The sequence below is a fragment of the Pseudopedobacter beijingensis genome (assembly GCF_042678145.1).
GTDB classification, from domain to species: Bacteria; Bacteroidota; Bacteroidia; order Sphingobacteriales; family Sphingobacteriaceae; genus Pseudopedobacter; species Pseudopedobacter beijingensis.
Map to the genome: position 1 here is coordinate 151,597 of NZ_JBHUDG010000018.1, position 17,967 is coordinate 169,563.

At 35.6% G+C, this 17,967-nt stretch carries 13 protein-coding genes; 12 read left to right on the forward strand and 1 reads right to left on the reverse strand.

What is annotated here, in order from left to right; all coding sequences use genetic code 11:
* Positions 1 to 54: 54 nt before the first annotated feature.
* Together ACFSAH_RS12175 and ACFSAH_RS12180 are read left to right on the forward strand one after the other, a co-directional pair.
* Positions 55 to 1,317, forward strand: a complete 1,263-nt coding sequence (locus ACFSAH_RS12175; protein ID WP_379663016.1) for a putative DNA modification/repair radical SAM protein — start codon at positions 55 to 57, stop codon at positions 1,315 to 1,317.
* Positions 1,317 to 2,063 (forward strand): TIGR03915 family putative DNA repair protein, encoded by a 747-nt coding sequence (locus tag ACFSAH_RS12180; protein WP_379663017.1) that lies wholly within the window; start codon positions 1,317 to 1,319, stop codon positions 2,061 to 2,063. The genes ACFSAH_RS12175 and ACFSAH_RS12180 overlap by 1 nt, the downstream gene beginning before the upstream one ends.
* Before the next feature lie 2 nt (positions 2,064 to 2,065).
* Here the strand turns inward: ACFSAH_RS12180 and ACFSAH_RS12185 are convergent, their stop codons facing one another.
* Positions 2,066 to 4,195, reverse strand: a complete 2,130-nt coding sequence (locus tag ACFSAH_RS12185; protein WP_379663018.1) for an FUSC family protein — start codon at positions 4,193 to 4,195, stop codon at positions 2,066 to 2,068.
* A gap of 182 nt (positions 4,196 to 4,377) precedes the next feature.
* On the opposite strand from ACFSAH_RS12185, the gene ACFSAH_RS12190 reads away from it, so the two are divergent.
* The 10 genes from ACFSAH_RS12190 to ACFSAH_RS12235 all read left to right on the forward strand — a co-directional run bounded on the left by ACFSAH_RS12190 (position 4,378) and on the right by ACFSAH_RS12235 (position 17,527).
* The gene (locus tag ACFSAH_RS12190; protein ID WP_379663019.1) at positions 4,378 to 5,097 is read left to right on the forward strand and encodes a ThuA domain-containing protein; all 720 of its coding nucleotides are present in this window, start codon (positions 4,378 to 4,380) and stop codon (positions 5,095 to 5,097) included.
* A gap of 29 nt (positions 5,098 to 5,126) precedes the next feature.
* A complete protein-coding gene (locus ACFSAH_RS12195; RefSeq protein ID WP_379663020.1) occupies positions 5,127 to 6,245 on the forward strand; it encodes a DEAD/DEAH box helicase in 1,119 nt (372 codons plus the stop codon).
* Positions 6,246 to 6,342: 97 nt separating this feature from the next.
* On the forward strand, positions 6,343 to 6,921 hold the full coding sequence (locus tag ACFSAH_RS12200) for an RNA polymerase sigma-70 factor (RefSeq protein ID WP_379663021.1): 579 nt from the start codon (positions 6,343 to 6,345) through the stop codon (positions 6,919 to 6,921).
* A gap of 50 nt (positions 6,922 to 6,971) precedes the next feature.
* Positions 6,972 to 7,943, forward strand: coding sequence for a FecR family protein (locus ACFSAH_RS12205; protein WP_379663022.1), 972 nt, complete (start codon positions 6,972 to 6,974; stop codon positions 7,941 to 7,943).
* Between the two features lie 142 nt (positions 7,944 to 8,085).
* On the forward strand, positions 8,086 to 11,433 hold the full coding sequence (locus tag ACFSAH_RS12210; RefSeq protein ID WP_379663023.1) for a SusC/RagA family TonB-linked outer membrane protein: 3,348 nt from the start codon (positions 8,086 to 8,088) through the stop codon (positions 11,431 to 11,433).
* A 31-nt stretch (positions 11,434 to 11,464) separates the two neighbouring features.
* Positions 11,465 to 13,153 carry a RagB/SusD family nutrient uptake outer membrane protein gene (locus ACFSAH_RS12215; protein WP_379663024.1) on the forward strand — a complete coding sequence of 563 codons (1,689 nt, stop codon included), beginning with the start codon at positions 11,465 to 11,467 and terminating at the stop codon, positions 13,151 to 13,153.
* A gap of 1,179 nt (positions 13,154 to 14,332) precedes the next feature.
* A complete protein-coding gene (locus ACFSAH_RS12220) occupies positions 14,333 to 14,947 on the forward strand; it encodes a hypothetical protein (protein ID WP_379663025.1) in 615 nt (204 codons plus the stop codon).
* A gap of 3 nt (positions 14,948 to 14,950) precedes the next feature.
* On the forward strand, positions 14,951 to 15,424 hold the full coding sequence (locus ACFSAH_RS12225) for a 3'-5' exonuclease (protein WP_379663026.1): 474 nt from the start codon (positions 14,951 to 14,953) through the stop codon (positions 15,422 to 15,424).
* A gap of 152 nt (positions 15,425 to 15,576) precedes the next feature.
* Complete coding sequence (locus tag ACFSAH_RS12230) at positions 15,577 to 16,071, forward strand: hypothetical protein (protein ID WP_379663027.1); 495 nt, start codon at positions 15,577 to 15,579, stop codon at positions 16,069 to 16,071.
* Between the two features lie 475 nt (positions 16,072 to 16,546).
* Positions 16,547 to 17,527, forward strand: coding sequence for a hypothetical protein (locus ACFSAH_RS12235; protein ID WP_379663028.1), 981 nt, complete (start codon positions 16,547 to 16,549; stop codon positions 17,525 to 17,527).
* Positions 17,528 to 17,967 lie beyond the last annotated feature (440 nt).

Here is a 17,967-nt window from a genome sequence, read left to right on the forward strand (position 1 = left end):
TTTAGCTATTATATTTAGTATGTGTTTTGCTAAATAAATTAGTATTTTTGACGTATGAATTTTGATAGAATCAAAGAGAAACTGGAGATTTTAGCCGATGCTGCTAAATATGATGTATCCTGCTCTTCCAGTGGTGTAAAAAAGACTAATAAAAATAAGGGGCTGGGCGACTCGTCCGGTATGGGTATTTGCCATTCCTACACAGAAGATGGCCGTTGTGTTTCTTTACTAAAAATATTACTCACCAATTATTGTATTTACGATTGTGCCTATTGTGTAAGCAGGCTAAGTAATGATATTAAACGAGCTGCTTTTACGGTGCAGGAAGTGGTAGACCTTACTATTAATTTTTACCGACGTAACTATATTGAGGGGCTATTTTTAAGTTCCGGTATTTTTAAGGATGCTGATTACACAATGGAACGTTTGGTGCTGATAGCTAAAAAACTGCGTACAGAGCATAATTTTAATGGCTATATACATCTTAAAAGCATTCCCGGTGCTTCTGATGAGCTGATGCAGGAGGCAGGTTTATATGCCGACAGATTAAGTATTAATTTAGAGCTGCCCACAGAAAGTGGCTTAAAGTTATTAGCACCCGATAAAAACAGGGAAGATATGATTAAGCCGATGGAATTTGTGAAAAACGGGATTATACAGTATAAAGACGAACGTAAAATTATAAGAAGTACCCCAAAGTTTGCTCCGGCAGGGCAAAGTACCCAGGTTATTGTGGGAGCTACCAATGAAACCGATTTACAGATTATAAAAACAGCAGATAGCTTTTATAAGGGTTTTAATCTCAAGAGGGTCTATTATTCAGGATATGTCCCCATTGTTTCTAACGATACCCGATTACCGGGGTTAGAAAGTAAAGTGCCCATGGTAAGGGAAAACAGGTTATATCAGGCAGATTGGTTAATGCGCTTTTATGGTTTTAAGGCCCATGAAATTCTGGACGATACGATGCCTTTTTTAGATCTAGAAGTAGATCCTAAACTAGGTTGGGCTTTAAGAAATCAGCATTTATTTCCGGTAAATATCCAAACAGCAGATTACGCTATGATTCTACGCATTCCCGGAATAGGGGTTAAGTCCGCATGGAAGATTGTGCAGGCCAGAAAGTTTTCCGTTTTAAATGCAGAACATCTCAAAAAAATTGGAGTTTCGTACAACAAGGCTAAATACTTTATAGTATGCGGACATGACTACTCAGAACTTAAATATTTAAATTCTAGTCATTTAAAAGAGGTTATCTTATCTAAAACAACAAGTAAATATCAGGAACATTATAATCAGCAACTTAAGCTTTTTTAATGGTAGTTTTAAAATATGATGGAAGCGTAGAAGGTTTTTACACTCTGGTTTTTGAGGTTTATGAATATGCTTACCAGCATGTCAAAATAGTTAAAGAAGACAATACAGCTTCTTTTTTGTTTTTCGAGTCGCACACCGTACAGGCATCCGCAGAAAAAGCCAACCGGGTATATAAAAAACTGGTAGAAGTATTGGGGAAATCGGGCATGAAACTGATTAATTATACGCTGCTTTCTGAACAGGAGGGAATAGAAAATTATATTTTAGACGTTATCAGGCAATGTTTAGCCCAAAAATCTGCTGCATTTCTTAAAAACTATGCAGATCCATCTGTTATCAGGCTAAGCAAAATGCAAAAGATGGTATCGCGGGAAAAACACAGGATGGAAGCTTTTGTAAGATTCAGGTTAACCCACGACGATATTTACTTTGCAGAGATAGAGCCCGATTTTAATGTGCTGCCTTTAATAGCCAGGCATTTTAAAAGCAGGTATCAGGATCAGAAATGGATAATTTACGATAACCGAAGAAAAACAGGCTTGTTTTATGATCTGGATCAGTTGTCTATGGTAGAGTTTTCTTCCCAGGGCAATCCTAAAGATGCATTTACAGAAAGTGAAAATGCTTACAAGGTTTTATGGAAAAGTTATTTCCAGAGCACCAATATTAAAGAACGAAAAAACACCAGATTGCATATACAATATGTTCCCAAACGTTATTGGAAATATCTGATAGAAAAACTATAAACTTAATTGGAGCTGATTTCTTCGGTTACTTTGTATATATCTGCCGATACCTTGGTAATTAATTCCAGTTGTTCCGTTATCAGCGTATCAGAAAGCTTATCTAAATCCATACTTAATGCTTTTACAGATTCTTCGGATTTAGGTTCTTCTTCCTTATTAATCAGCCCATTTGATTTTTTAAGATAATAGCTGGCTTTATTCAGCAACCGTTTCTGATCTTGACCCAAAGTTGTTTCGTTATCGCCAATATTAGACGATAGATTGGCCAGATAAGAAGAAAGCACATGGCTTAGTACCACAAAACGGTGTACCTCTGTAGCATGAGCCTGTTTATTTTTAGGCTCACTGAGCATCCGCTGAAAGGCTGCCGCTAAATTGGCTGTATTTACATAAACTGCCTTTCTAGCCAACTTATAATCGGTTATCTCTATATTTTCGCCTGCCAAACGTTTAGATATTACCTCCAGATAATCTAAATTAGCTTTTAACATATCGGCCATATATTCTTTAATCTGGTAAGATTCCCAGCTTGGGAAAATAATATAACTGGATACCAGAGCTATAACCGAACCAATGGCCGTATCTAAAACTCTCTCAAAAATGATATTCTGGCTAGCATTGGTGCTGATAAAGCTGAACATGATTAATATAAACGGGGTCATGAACAGCACACTCACAAAATAATAAACCCTTTGGGTGCTGTAAGAAGTTATCATAAACAACACCATAATTACAAAGCGGGCATTTTGGTTAGGTATCAGGTAAAGAATAAGCGCACCGGCAATTCCACCAATAATGGTACCTACCATTCTCTGGTAATTTCTGGTTTTAGTAATACTAAAACCGGGCTTAAGAATTACCATAATGGTTAATACAATCCAATAACTATGGTTGCCCAACGGAAGCAGTTTCCCTATAATAAAGCCTATAAAAGCCACAATAGAAAAACGCAGGGCATACCTGAAATAACCAGATTTAAGGTTGATGTTGTTTTTGAGAAGCTTAAAATCAAAAGATTGCTTAACCACAAACTTAGAATGATCTGAGCGGATGGCGTTATGGTCATTTACATTTTTATTCTCAAAATAATTGAATATAATACCCGTACGGTTATGGATGTGCCTAAGGTTTATAAAAATCTTTCTCAGAATACGTACCGGTACACCTTTTGTTTCCAGCTTGTTTATTTTGTCTTTTAAAAGATCAAGATCTTCTGTAGATACGATATGTTTTCTGGGTTGGGTACCATAAATCAGACAAGAACCCAAATACTCTATTTCTGTAGCTATTCTTTTAATAATTGATGCAAATTCAGGCAATATATCTTCGCCTTTATAACGTTCTCTAATAACCTCATAGTCATTATGCGTAGCCATGGTTTGTTCAAAAAGATCAACCATATCGGCAAAAACAACAATAAGCATACGTCCGGTAGGTGTAGAGTCTTTAACCAGCTCGCGGGTCTTAAACAATATTTCACGTACATTATCCTGAAGGTTATTAACTACCACCTGCTTTTCTACCAGTTTTTTAAAGTTATCTTCTACACTAATATTGTAATCGTAAAAATTGGCCCTCAGTTTCATGTATCGTCCAATTTCCTGTATACATTCGCCCAGCGTCTGTTGCGCATACCGATGGGGCATCATGGCAGAAAAAGACATGCTGAGTATAAAGTACCAAAACCCGCCAGCTAAAAGGAATAATGCATGTTGAAAATAGGGGAGCGACATGTGCTGGTGCTCCAGGTTCAGTATCATAATAAACAAAGCAGCAATACCCACAGACGAGGCCCTGTTGCCATAAATACCAAACATAGAAAATAGAAACCCAAAAACCAGTACCTCTATTCCCGTAAGGTAGATATTATTATTGATGAGGGAAGTAAGCAAAGCTACCAGACAAACCAATCCATTGGTAATAAGCATGGCATTTCGTCGGTGCAACCAGGGACCCGGAGTATCTACCATACTGCAACAAACGGCTCCTAACGAAATGGTCATGCCAATTTCTATATAGTCTAACTGGAAAAATAAAACAGAAGGCAGTAAAACGCCAATAGTAATTTTTATACCATCAGAAAAGTACTGAGTATATAAAAAATCCCTAAAGTCGTCTATTTGTTTAAACATCCCGAAAAAACAGCTTTTAATTTTAAAACCACAAAGGTCATTCAGTTCCCAAAGATTTAAACAGTACTCCCTGTATACTTTGCGGTTAACATACCTTTTATTTTAAACCATTAATTTATAAATTAGTTCGCTATGTTTAAAGGCATTTTAACAACAATTACCTTAATAATTGATAATCAAGTATGAAAAAAATATTCGCTTTACTGTTACTGTCATTCTTTAGTACAAATTTGCTTGTAGCAGCTGCGCCAGCTAAAAAATTACTACTATTTTCTTATACCCAAAAGTACAGACATAAAAGTATAGACGTAGCTAAGGTTGCTATTACCCAAATGGCCAATAAAAAAAATTATGAATTGGAATTTTCGGAAAATCCAGCAGATTTTACCACAGAGAACTTACAAAGATTTGATGCTTTAATATTTGTAAACCCAACCGGTTCCAATGTTTTTTCTGATGAGCAAAAGGCAGCATTTAAGGGTTTTATAAATAAAGGTGGTGGTTTTGTAGGTATCCATGCCGCTACCGATTTTTGTTTTGAGTGGGAATGGTATGGTAAACTGGTGGGAGCATTTTTTACCAATCACCCAAAAATACAGGAAGCAAAGCTTAATGTAGTTAACCGTAAACATCCCTCTACCAAACATTTACCTAAAACTTTTAGGTATACAGACGAATGGTATAATTTCAAAGATTTTAATAAAGATGTAAAAGTACTGCTAACTATTGACGAAAGCAGCTATACCGGAGGTAATATGGGGCAATTTCATCCGATAAGCTGGTATCATAAATACGATGGCGGAAAGGTGTTTTATACTGCTTTAGGACATAGAAATGAGTGTTATACTGATGAGTTATTTATGAAACATTTATTGGGCGGATTAGAATATGTTCTTAAATAAATGATAACTTCGCCGAAAAAAAACACGTCTTGGCAACATTTAAGGAACTAGGTGTATCTGCACAATTTTTAAAAGCACTGGAAGAAAACCAGATCAATACACCCACGGAGATACAACAACAGGCAATTCCGTTTTTACTGGAGAACGGAACTGACTTTATAGGACAGGCCCAAACAGGCACCGGTAAAACCGCAGCATTTGGACTTCCGTTATTGCAAAAAGTAAATCCAGATAATCCGGTAATACAGGCGCTTATTTTATGTCCAACCCGTGAATTGGGGCAACAAATTGCCAAGCAACTGTTTAGATTTACCAAATATTGTGATCAAAGGATATTTTGTGAAGCTGTTTATGGGGGCGAAAAAATTGATTTACAAATTGCCCGTTTAAAAAGACCAACACATATTGTTGTGGCTACTCCCGGACGTTTAATAGATTTGCTGGAAAGAAAAGCCATAAAACTGGATCAGGTGAATACCATTGTATTGGATGAGGCGGACGAGATGCTGAGTATGGGATTTAAACCTTCTATAGACAAGATTCTGGAGTTTACTAAAAAAGGAGACCGTAGCATCTGGCTGTTTTCAGCAACTATACCCCATGCATTAAACGAGATTATCTCTACTTATATGGATAAGGATGCGCACCGGATAACGGTTCAGAAGCATCAGCTGGTTAACGAAAATATACAGCACCAGTATATGGTGGTACATTTAAAAGACAAGATAGATTTGTTGTGCAGGTTTCTTAAAGAAAATCAAAACGCAAGAGGTATTGTGTTTTGCAGAACCAAAAAGAACGCAGACCTTTTATCTAAACAACTTTTTGCCAGAAACTTTAAGGTAGATACTATCCATGGCGATTTAGGTCAGCGGGATAGAGAAAAAGTAATGCGGGGCTTTAAATCAGAACGGATACAAACGTTAATTGCCACAGATATTTCTGCCCGGGGAATTGATGTTAACAATCTTAATTATGTAATCCATTACGATTTGCCAGATCAGTTAGAATACTATACACACAGAAGTGGCAGAACAGCAAGAGCCGGTAAAAAAGGAATCTCATTGGCATTTGTTAGTCCCAATGAAATTAACAGAATAGAGGAAATAGAAGAGTCGTTAAACATCCAGATCAGGAAATTCGATTGATATCTTAATTTAATATATTCTCCATATTAAATAATCCGTCAAACTTTTTGGCTTAGAACTAAATAACTATATTTGATTACCTGTTGTACTTGAAAGGATGTCAAATATAGTTTCTTTAGATAAGCATTTAGTAGATCGCCTGCAACAGGGAGACGAATCTTCGTTTAAAGAAATTTATCAGGCTAACTGGAAAAACCTTTTCAATATAGCCTATCAAAAAACCAGAGATCAGGAAGCAGCCGAAGAAATTGTACAGAATATATTTGTAGACCTTTGGCTAAACCGCGAAACCCGTAAAATAGATAATCTTAAAGCATATCTGGCAACCAGTGTCAGGTATAAAGTTATCAACTACATAAAAAATCAACTGGTAAGAGAAAAATATCTATCAGTAAAAAGTGTAGAGGGCGAAGAACCGGAAAGTATAGAATCTATCTACAACCTGAAGGAACTCAATAAACAAATAGAAAGCTGTTTGGCACAATTACCTCCCAAAACGCAACAGATTTTTCGCTTAAGCCGGTTCGAGTTAAAGAGCAATAAAGAAATTGCAGAGAGCCATAATATAAGCGAAAAAGCCGTAGAATACCACATTACGCAGTCTTTAAAATCTTTAAGAACCTTTCTTAAAGACTACGCCTTAATAATATTTTATTTTTTTTACAATTTGTTTTAGGGATAGCTGTTTCTGAAGTGACATATATATAACAAACCGAATATATATATATGAGCACAGAAGCTTATAAAGAATTATTAAAACGATATCTGGACGGGAAATGTACCGAGGAAGAAAAAGTACTGGTAGAGGAGTGGTATGCAACCCTAAATTCAACTCAAAAGCTAACAGACACAGCATATATACAGCTGGAAAATAAAATCTGGGAAAAGGTAGCAGAGCAAACTCAGGAACAGAAACCCCAATCAAGAATATGGCTTAAAATTGCCGCAGCAGTTTTAATATTTACATTAGGGCTTTGGTACGCAAACAACAATAAACTCACTCCGGTTACATATATGCTAAGCAGTAACCATGTTAAAACAGAAAATAAGAGTAATCATATTCAGAATATTGCCTTATCAGACGGTACGCAGGTAACACTATATCCAAACTCAACACTTTATTATTCCAGCCAATTTACAGGTAATACCCGTGAAGTTTACCTGGACGGAAAAGCCTTTTTTGATGTAGCGTCAAACAAGCAAAAACCATTTTATGTAAAAAACCATCATAATACCATACATGTATTAGGAACAAGTTTTATGGTAGAATCCTTTAAAAAGTTAGATAAAAACAGCATAGAAGTATTTACCGGAAAAGTTTGGGTGAAAGAAAATCTGGATGAAAAAGAATTGATATTAACCCCAAACATGAAAGTAAGCTATAATACAGTTACTAAAAATTTTGAGGAAGGTATTGTTCAATCACCTAAACCATTAGATCAACAAAAAGATGCTATTACAGACCATTCGTTTAAGTTTAACGAAGCACCGTTAACGCAGATTATCGGCTCGTTAGAAGATACTTATGGTTTACATATAGAAATGGAGAACCCTCAACTAGAAAAATGCACTTTCACCGGTAACCTGGAAGATGAAAACTTATTTAAAAAACTAGAGTTATTATGTACAACCCTAGGTGCCAAATACGAAGTTAAAAATACAACCATTTACATTAAAGGTAGTGGATGCAACCAATAAAAAACTGATTATTAACTAAATAAACCAAATATTATATGAGATAAAAAAGACGATATAGAAAAAGATAAAACAAACCGACAGTCTCGCACACTGTCGGTTGTAAAATGTCCGAATCAAGTTAAACGAACAAAAAAATAAATTTATGAAAAAAAAGCCAATTATTGTCACAATAAGGAATGTGATGAGAGTAACCTTTGCCCAAATATTGCTTATAACGGCTTTCAATACAATAAGTATTGCAGGACCGGTAAGGGGACAGGCGGTCTTAAATTCAAAGATAGCCATCCCTAAGAATGTCAATTCAATAAAAAATACTTTAAAAGAAATCAGTCAACGATATGACATAGAATTTATATACAGCCCTTCGGCCATAGAAGCCAACCGAAAACTTAACCATACATCTTCCGAAGAAGATCAGTCGTTACAAAAATTTCTACAAGGATCATTAGAACCCTTAGGTATTGCATTTAAGGTACATGGCGAAAAAGTAATTCTGTATCCTAAAACTAAAGAAGACGGAAATGCTTTAAGTGCTGCTTTTATGCAGACTAAAACCATCAAGGGGAAAATAGTAGATGATAAAGGCGAACCTTTACCGGGGGTAAGTGTATTGGTAAAAGGAACAACCTCTGGAAGTGTATCTGACGTAAACGGAAATTACGAAGTGCTTATTCCTGACGGTGCAACTACATTGGTATTTTCTTACGTAGGCTTTCTTAAACAAGAAGTGGTTATAGGTGCACAAAGCAATATTAACATTACTTTAAATGCAGATAGCCAAACCCTTAGCGAAATTGTAGTAGTAGGTTACGGTACACAAAAAAGAAGCGATGTATCCGGCGCAGTATCTACCATAAATGTAAACAACGCAACAGCCATTCCAACCACCAACGTATCAGAAATGATCAGAGGTCAGGCTGCCGGTGTTTCTATTTCCTTAAGCTCTGCCCGGCCGGGTGGTACATCAGACATCCTAATCCGTGGTCAACGTTCCATTATTGGAAGCAATGCCCCATTAGTAGTTTTAGACGGTTTTCCTATAGAGAACATCAATGATGTTAATCCAGATGATATTGCATCTATGGAAATATTAAAAGATGCTTCTTCGCAGGCCATTTACGGAGCCAGAGCATCTAACGGCGTAATTTTAATTACCACCAAAAAAGGTGTATCAGGTAAAACAAATGTAAATGCAAGCACTTACTACAGCAGCCAGAAACTAACAAAAAACTTTGACCTTTACAGCCCCGAAGAGTTTGCCCAGTTTAGAAGAGAAGCTAAAAGGACAAATAACAGCGGAAACTATTTGCCTAACGATGCAGACAACTTTGGAGGAGCAACCGCACCTGAGTATCTGAATTATGCTGCCGGAAATTTTGCAAACTGGGAAGATGCAGTGTTAAGAAATGGAGGTATCAGTAACAGTACCGTAAGCATTAACGGTGGTGGTGAAAACACCAAAGTATTCTCAAGCATCAATTATTTCAACCAAACAGGGTTAATCCCATCATCAGGCTATAAAAGAGGAAATTTCAGGTTAAACCTGAATCATAAAATCAATAGCAGAGCCAGTATAGAAGCTAATTTAAATACGGCTACAGATAAGCAGGAAAAAGAAACCACAGGCTTAGATTTTATTACTATTAGTCCATTTACAGGACCTTATGATCTTAACGGAAATTTGGTTAATAATGTAGCCGGAGCTAATGCCAGCAGTAGCACCATTAACCCTTTGTGGAGCATCAGAGAATCCAGTAATGATGTAAAATCTAATTTCTACAACATTAATGTTGTAGGGAACTATAAAATACTGGATAACCTCTCTTATAAAATCAATACGCTATTCAGTAATAAAAGTATAGATGAGGGGTCATACAGAACACGTTTACATCAGGAAGGTTTAGGAGCTACCAACGGAAAAGCGATGGTATCTAACAGATTAAGACAAGAATATTTAATAGAAAACATTCTTAATTACAATCTGGATATTAATAGTGCCAATAAATTAGAGTTAACCGCAGTACAATCTGTAAACCAGATAGACAATACTTACAACGTAACCAATGCCAATAACTTCCCTAACGATTTATTAGGGTACCATGGTATAAGCAGTGCTTTAAACTATAAAGCCACCAGAACAGAAGACAGAAGAAGATTGCTTTCTTACATGGGACGCGCCAGATACAATCTTTTAGACAGGTATTTATTCACGGTAACCGCTCGTCAGGACGGTTCATCAGTATTTTCTGCAAATGATAAATGGTCGTTTTTCCCGGCCGCAGCATTTGCATGGAAAATGCATGAAGAAAGCTTCCTTAAGAATGTAAAAGCTATTAACGAATTAAAATTTCGGATGAGCTATGGTTCTGTAGGAAATCAGGCATTAAGTCCATACCAGACTCAGGGTTTAGTTAATGTATACAACTATGTTTTTAATGGTAACGTATATGGCGGAAGCTTACCCGGAAACCAATTGCCTAACCCTAATATTACATGGGAAACCTCCACAACATTTAATACCGGTTTAGACTTTGGTGTAATTGAGAACAGGTTAACAGGTTCTGTTGATTATTATACCACCAATACCACAGATTTGCTATTAAGCATTCCGGTAAACTCTTTAACAGGATTTACCAGTACAATTTCTAATGGCGGAGAAAGTAAAAACAGCGGGGTTGAACTTTTATTGAACTATGCGATATTAAGAAACCAGAATTTTAAATGGAACGTAAACGCTACTTTCGCAAAAAACAAAAACCAAATTGTTAAAACAGGCCTGTTAGATGGTAATGGAAATCCAAGAGACGATGAAAACAATAATCGCTTTATAGGAAGCCCAATCAATATTATCTATTCTTATGTTTTCGATGGAATATTCCAGACAGACCAGGAAGCGCTGGAATCTGCACAGGCAAAAACACCTAATTTCCAGACTCCGGCAACACTTACTGCAGGTAGCATTAGATTAAAAGACGTTAATGGAGATGGATTAATTAATGATCTGGATAAAGTAAAATATAAAACACAACCAGATTGGTTTGGTTCTTTTGCCACTAATTTAAGCTATAAAGGTTTCGATTTTCTGGCAGATATTTATGTCGTAAAAGGTGCCACCAAAAGAAATCCTTATCTGAGCGATTTTAATCAGGGTGGAACTTTCCAATCGGTTAGAAACGGGATAAAAGTAAACTACTGGACACCAGAAAACCCCTCTAACGAATATCCGAGACCAAACTTTAATTCGGCACCGGCAAATATTGGTGTTTTAGCTATACAAGATGCGTCATACGTCAGACTAAGAACCTTATCATTAGGTTATACCGTACCTGCCAGTTTTATTAGCAAAGCACATTTAAACAGCTTAAGAGTATATTTTACAGGAACTAATTTAATCACATCAACAAAGTACAAATCTTACAACCCGGAGAATAATCCTGGCGATTTCCCAGATGCGCAAGCAATAACTTTTGGGATTAATATAGGCTTGTAACGATGTTTTTTAACTAAAAATAGTAATAACGATGAAAAAATATAATATATCCAAAAAGATAGCTTTATTATCTATTGGCTTAAGCATCTCATTTTCTTCATGTAAAGATTTTCTGGCCGAAAAACCAAGTTCTCAGTTCAGTGCAGACTTTGTGTACAACACTCCTGATGGTTTAGAAGCTGGTGTAGTTGGCTTGTACAATCTCCAAAGAGCTTTCTTTGACGATGGAGACAACAACGGTTCTAACAGTTTAATTATTGATGCCAAAGACGACCTTACAGTTCCCAGAGGTGGAGAAATATCAAACTATGGTTTGATGAAACAAGGTATTGCCGCAGAAAGCAGCTCGGTACATTCATTCTGGTGGAACAACTATTACAAAATAATAGACAGAGCCAATGCCATTATTCAGGCAGCAGAAAAGTTAAACAACATAGATGAAAACAGGAGAAAGCAAATATTAGGAGAAGCCAGATTTTTCAGAGCTAACGCTGTATTTACATTATTTAAAACCTTTAACAATATTTATGTAACTACAGAACCCACCACCTTTGATAATGCTTTTAAAACCATTAACAATAAAACTCCTGAAACAGAAATCTATAAATTAGTAAAAGATGATTTAAAATATGCTATAGATAACCTGTCCTGGACAGCAAAAGAAACCGGAAGAGTAACACAGGCTACTGCCAGACATGTAAAAGCTGAAGTTGCACTTTGGGAAAAAGACTGGCCGGAAGCTAAGGCGCAGGCAGAAGCTGTAATAGACCAGACAGCTAATTACAGCCTTGTAGCTTCTGCCGGACAGGTATTTGCTGGAGATTTAAACAATAAAGAATCTCTTTGGACATTGCAATACAAAGAATCTATAGATGGCAATAAAAACAAATTGAACTTTAACCTGATGCCAAACTATGCTGAGTTAATCCCTGGGTCCAAATATAGCATAGAGCAAGGAGGTAGGGGATTTGGTTGGTTAACAGTAAATAATTATTTAAGAGATTTATTACTGAAAGACCCTAATGATGCAAGAATAAAGGGAACTTACTATATCAAAGATTATTTTTATAACGACCCGGCTACATTACCTGCCGGTAAGGTTTTGGGTAGTAAAATTGTACATGACCAATGGCAGGAATTTGCAGCAAGCGGATCGGACAGGCATTTGTTTTTTGTAAGATTAACGGTAGGTTGTAAAAAGTACTTTCCTACAACAGGTGTACCTACAGCAGATGCTCAGACTATGAACAGGATGATGTACCGTTTAGCAGAAACATTTTTATTTGCAGCCGAAGCTAATATGATATTAGGTAACATAGGAAATACCAATGATGCCGCAACTGCAAAAACAGCATTGGGACAAATAAATGCTGTACGTAAAAGGGCAGGAGCTGCACCTTTATCTGCAGTTACACTTCAGGATATTTTGGATGAACAGGCCAGAGAACTTGCTTTTGAAGGAAGAAGATGGTATATGCTTAAACGTACGGGAAAATTGTACGATTATGTGAAAGAGCATGCGGGATACGGACGTCCGGGTGATGAAAGCTCTGATACCAACCAATCAACCGGACATGCTAACACACCGGCAGATCCTTACCCGTACAGAAATGATGCTAGAAGGGTTATTAAACCTTATATGGTTAATTGGGTTATACCAAGAGCGCAGTTGAACCTTTTAGGTCCAGACTATCCGCAAAATGATGGTTATACCAAATAATATCTAGTATTTATTTAAATTAAAAGGGGGTGTATTAACAGTAAGAAACCTTGTCATTTCGATGAGCATAGCGAAGAGAAATCCATGCTCCACAACTTTTAGGACAAATCTTTCGACTCTGCTCCATATACCGAGCACAGGAAGATAGAAAAGACAAAAAGAAGAGATAATCGGGATGACAAGGTTCTTTTGCGAATACAGCCCTTTTTTTGTTTAAAGATTTAATTATAAAGGTCTGGATGATACTTATTTAAAGATAAAATAGCCCTGTTTTAAGTCTTAGAACAGGTAAAAGTAAAATAGCAAGATTTTACACCAGGGATTCATGCTGTTTTTGCAAAGGTATCCCAAACCTCAAATGTGCTGATTTTAAAATCCATTTTATACATAATCTCCCTGTTGCCTTTACCAAAATAATCCCACTTTTAACCTTAATACTATTAGAAAACCGCAGTAGCTTCTTGATTTGTTATCTTTCATTTTTATTTTAAGATACTATTGATTAAATTGTTTTTTCTAATACATACAGAGAAATCATTTCTCTAAAAAACACCTCCCAAAGTCCATCAAACTCCGTTAAAGTCTGCGAAAGTCCGCTAAACTCCGTTTATGCTATATACTTGGCTCGACCCTGTGCCGTAATTGGTTCGCACTTGGTCCTATACTTGTTCGATAATTCTTCGGGAAATGCTTTTTAAAATGGCTTTTTTGCCGAAGACTTCCCGAACAACAGTCGAAGAACACTCGAAGGAAAGTGCCGTTTGTGTCGAAACTGTCTCGGGTCTGTCTCCTGTGCATCATTTAGCTGGGGATGTATAAAGGCACAAGTACTCAACCGTAAAGGGATGGCTGCATGATACTAAAAATCTATTAGAAGAGATTATAGCGTTGAAGATGAAAATCAAAGGAAGAAGTAAAAACAACAGGCTTCGACAAGCTCAGCCTGACAAAACAGATGTCACGCCTAATGTCGAAAGAATGATGGGATGCTAAGCGGGCAAATGCTTCTTGTGCCTTATGAGAATTTTGATATGTAGCATGAAATGACAGAAATTATTTTAAATTTATTAAGGCACAAGTATCCAATACACAGGCTTAGGCTACATACTTACGCTATTTAGAAGATGAATTGAGAAATTTACCTCCTTCACATGATATTAAACTTAATTAATGATAACAATGGAAATTAAATATAAAGTTTTTGATAAAGAAATTACCGAGCAACAAGCATCTCGATTAAAGGACTATGATAAGCTATATATATTACCAAATGGTCTGGTAAAAAGACGGGAAGAAATAAGTGCAGGAAAGGTAATTATCATAGTCTATTATCTGGATGATGGAGAAACTGAGACAGAAGCACAGCAGGCATTAATATCATTTAATGTAGGTTATGTAATAATAACAAGAGAAATATATGGCAATTATACTATTGAAAGTTCAAATGGTTATATAGCTGGAAGCGCAGAGATAACTTCTAAATGTAGGAACTTGTTGAACAGCAATAATGAGATAATTTGTAGCCAGCCATTAGATGTTCTAACCAATCAACCCGTTTTTGAACAAACAGGAAAGTATATTGGTGATTACATAGATGAAAGGAGTACCCATTACTGTTGGTTTCATTACAATCCTGACGGTAGCTTGGATTTTTGTGAATTTAATTACATGGAAGACTATGATAGCGAATGGTTTCACCAATCGAATATTCACGAAATAAGAAATTATTTTGTACTGTCGGATGCTATGTATAATTATTATTTAACCGCGGATTTTCTGCCTCCATTAGCATAGAAAATGGCAAAACAATTAGATAAAATACTCATCATAGATCTGGAAGCTACCTGTTGGGAAGACAAAGCACCTATGGGAATGGAAAGTGATATTATAGAAATAGGTGTATGCCTGTTGGATATACAAAATGGAGATATCTCGGACAGCAGGGGTATACTGGTAAAGCCAGAACGCTCTGAGCTAAGTGAGTTTTGCACTTCCCTCACCACTATTACCCGGCAAATGCTGGAGGAGCAAGCAATACCATTTAAGGAAGCTTGCAATATATTAAAAAGAGATTACCATTCGCAAAGCAGGGCATGGGCAAGCTTTGGTGCTTATGACCAAAAGCAGTTTCAAAGGCAGTGCGGTGCATTGGGCATAGGAAATCCAATGGGGCCTTCACATATCAATGTTAAGACTTTGTTTGCTTTAAAGAAAAACTTGCCCATGAACAGGGAATGGCAGGCGCTTTGGCATTACTGGATATTCCGTTAGAAGGGACACATCACAGGGGGGTAGACGATGCCCGGAATATCGCCAAAATATTAAGATGGATATTGAATTGATAATAAAAAAATTAAACTATGCACCAGTTTTTTAAAGTCTTCAAAGTTTCAATTATAGTACTGGCCGTTCTGTGGCTAACTATGAGAATTATCTTATTGTTATTTGGTTACCATCAAAAGGGAAATGTGCTAAGCAATGAGGCAGTTTTTGATATCTACTTCAACTCAGATAGCCTATATATCGACAGCTATTTTGGCTTGCCAAATGGAACATTTAACAAAGATGAGCATGTTATAGTCTGTAAACTGCCAATCGATGTACCAAACTTTAAACCTAATTATCTTGATGTAAAGATGGGGATTGATAGCATCGATTGTAATAGCGAGTATTCTGGTAAAGCCTATTTTAAGTTTGACAATGCAGAATTAAAAAAAAAGGAATGTGTATTGTTGATTATCGCTAAGGATGAAGGCGGAATTATAGAAAAGGAAAAACAAACCATGAGGACTTTTAACGAATGGGGAACATCTTCTAAAAGAATTTTAGCAAGGAAGACTATTGAAATCCCCTATAAAAAGAAAAAAATAAATCGATTGGTTATTTCATGGAGGGGAGTTTATGAGTACTGTAGATGAAAATAATTAATAAATAAAAAGTGCAGAAAGCTAAGGAGCATAAATATAAATAAAATGCCAACAACAAACCCAGTTGTAACCAAAAGGTATTATTCAAAGCTGTCTGAGGTAATGACACTGGGTGAGTTATACTTCGTCACGTTTGCCGTTGTCAACTGGTCTTCGACTAGAGCTTGTATTGAGCTTGTCGAAATGCTCAGACTAACAAGACCTATTTGTAAGAAACGAGTATAAACAGGTAATGTTATTATGAAAGGGTTTGCTAATGAAGGCACAAGTACTCAGCTGCACAAGACTACGGACAGAACCGGGTAGCCATTGAGGGGTGATAACTATATAACTCAATCCTGAAATCCATTTTCAATGGTAAGGATGAGGTGCAAAAATTTTTAAAATTGGATTTGATAAAAGAATATTTTAGAAATGTATAGATGAACAAAGAATCTGATTTGGATTTTTAAATTAATTAATAACTATGATGAAATTTATTTTATTAATATTAATGTCATTGTTGATTTTGTCTTGTAATAATATAAGAAAAGATAAATCTTTTAAAGATAGTTTGTCTATAGGACATTTATCTTTTTCGGATAATTTTAAATTTCTTGATAGTTGCGATATAGATCCGGTTCCAGATAGTATTTTGCAAAACACAAAAAAAATATACCGTTACTTCATTAATTCCTTTGTTAAGAAAACATATTTTGAAGAATTTGAAAAAGGCTTTAATGGTTTCAAATCAGATTCTATGAAGATACCTGACTATAATTATCTACGTAATTCAGGAATTGATTTCAATTCATTGAGTAAAGGCCTCTTTTATAAAAACAAGAGCATTTGCTCAGGAGATTTTAGAGGGTATATATTTTTTAATGCTATTCAAAATAATAAAAACTATGATTTTATCAAGGAAATATTCAAAAATAAAATATTTAACACTCATAGTTGTGAATTAATGTACTTTGAAAAAGAAGGGTATTTATTTAATCATGGAGAGAAAGTGTTTGAAAATTATAAAGAGTTTCAAAATTCATACTGTGGAGATGAAGCTTCTCTCTATAATAATGATCCTTTAAGCTACTTCTCTATCGATAATTTTTTTATAACAAAATATTTTACTGCATTTTTTATTAAAACTAAGAATGAGGAAAATGAAATCTATTTGATCTGCACTTATAATAATGATGGAGAATTTATTGATGGGATAGAGACTGGACAACATATAATAAATTCAATAGGAGGATATTGGGTGCCGCCAGGTATGTTTTATTCCTACTTCGACAAACAAAATAATTATTACATAGTAACTAAGACTAATATTTCGGAATCTGATCATATTGAAGATAATTCCAGATATCGAGAAATCACAAGATCTTTCAGATATAAATTAACAAATGAGGGAAAATTTGTTTTGATATCACGTACACAAAAGAAAGAGTCGAAATCAATACAATAAGTGATTTTAATAATATGAACCGATAAAATTAAATAATGTTAGATAACCGTTTCTATCTTCACTTTGCTTGTTGGATATCCCTTCAATGACGCAAAAATTAAGCGGGCAAATGCTTCTTGTGGCTTAATGAGACATCCTTAATGTAAGGTAGAAACGGTTATAACTATGAACTATAGAATGATGGATGTTTAAATGGTTTGTCTCCTGTATATCACTTAGCTGGGGCTGTATCAAAAATAAAAACATTGTCATCGATGATTATAGTAAAGAGAGATCTTGTTGTTAAGTACTTCTAAAACAGATTTCTCCACTACGGTCGAAATGACAAAATCCTTGGGAGTGTAACGCGAACTGTGTCATTCCAAAATTAACGCCTCTCAAAATCCTCTATTTTCCTGAAGGATTCTTTCACCAAATTTAATAAATAGTTGTGAGAATGC

What these genes read in the sequence shown, in the direction of transcription:
- ACFSAH_RS12175 (WP_379663016.1), top strand. Translation starts at nt 55, where the DNA reads ATGAATTTTGATAGAATCAAAGAGAAACTGGAGATTTTAGCCGATGCT.
- ACFSAH_RS12205 (WP_379663022.1), top strand. Translation starts at nt 6,972, where the DNA reads ATGAGCACAGAAGCTTATAAAGAATTATTAAAACGATATCTGGACGGG.
- ACFSAH_RS12230 (WP_379663027.1), top strand. Translation starts at nt 15,577, where the DNA reads ATGAGAATTATCTTATTGTTATTTGGTTACCATCAAAAGGGAAATGTG.
- ACFSAH_RS12225 (WP_379663026.1), top strand. Translation starts at nt 14,951, where the DNA reads ATGGCAAAACAATTAGATAAAATACTCATCATAGATCTGGAAGCTACC.
- ACFSAH_RS12190 (WP_379663019.1), top strand. Translation starts at nt 4,378, where the DNA reads ATGAAAAAAATATTCGCTTTACTGTTACTGTCATTCTTTAGTACAAAT.
- ACFSAH_RS12200 (WP_379663021.1), top strand. Translation starts at nt 6,343, where the DNA reads ATGTCAAATATAGTTTCTTTAGATAAGCATTTAGTAGATCGCCTGCAA.
- ACFSAH_RS12235 (WP_379663028.1), top strand. Translation starts at nt 16,547, where the DNA reads ATGATGAAATTTATTTTATTAATATTAATGTCATTGTTGATTTTGTCT.
- ACFSAH_RS12215 (WP_379663024.1), top strand. Translation starts at nt 11,465, where the DNA reads ATGAAAAAATATAATATATCCAAAAAGATAGCTTTATTATCTATTGGC.
- ACFSAH_RS12185 (WP_379663018.1), bottom strand. Translation starts at nt 4,195, where the DNA reads ATGTTTAAACAAATAGACGACTTTAGGGATTTTTTATATACTCAGTAC.
- ACFSAH_RS12180 (WP_379663017.1), top strand. Translation starts at nt 1,317, where the DNA reads ATGGTAGTTTTAAAATATGATGGAAGCGTAGAAGGTTTTTACACTCTG.
- ACFSAH_RS12210 (WP_379663023.1), top strand. Translation starts at nt 8,086, where the DNA reads ATGAAAAAAAAGCCAATTATTGTCACAATAAGGAATGTGATGAGAGTA.
- ACFSAH_RS12220 (WP_379663025.1), top strand. Translation starts at nt 14,333, where the DNA reads ATGGAAATTAAATATAAAGTTTTTGATAAAGAAATTACCGAGCAACAA.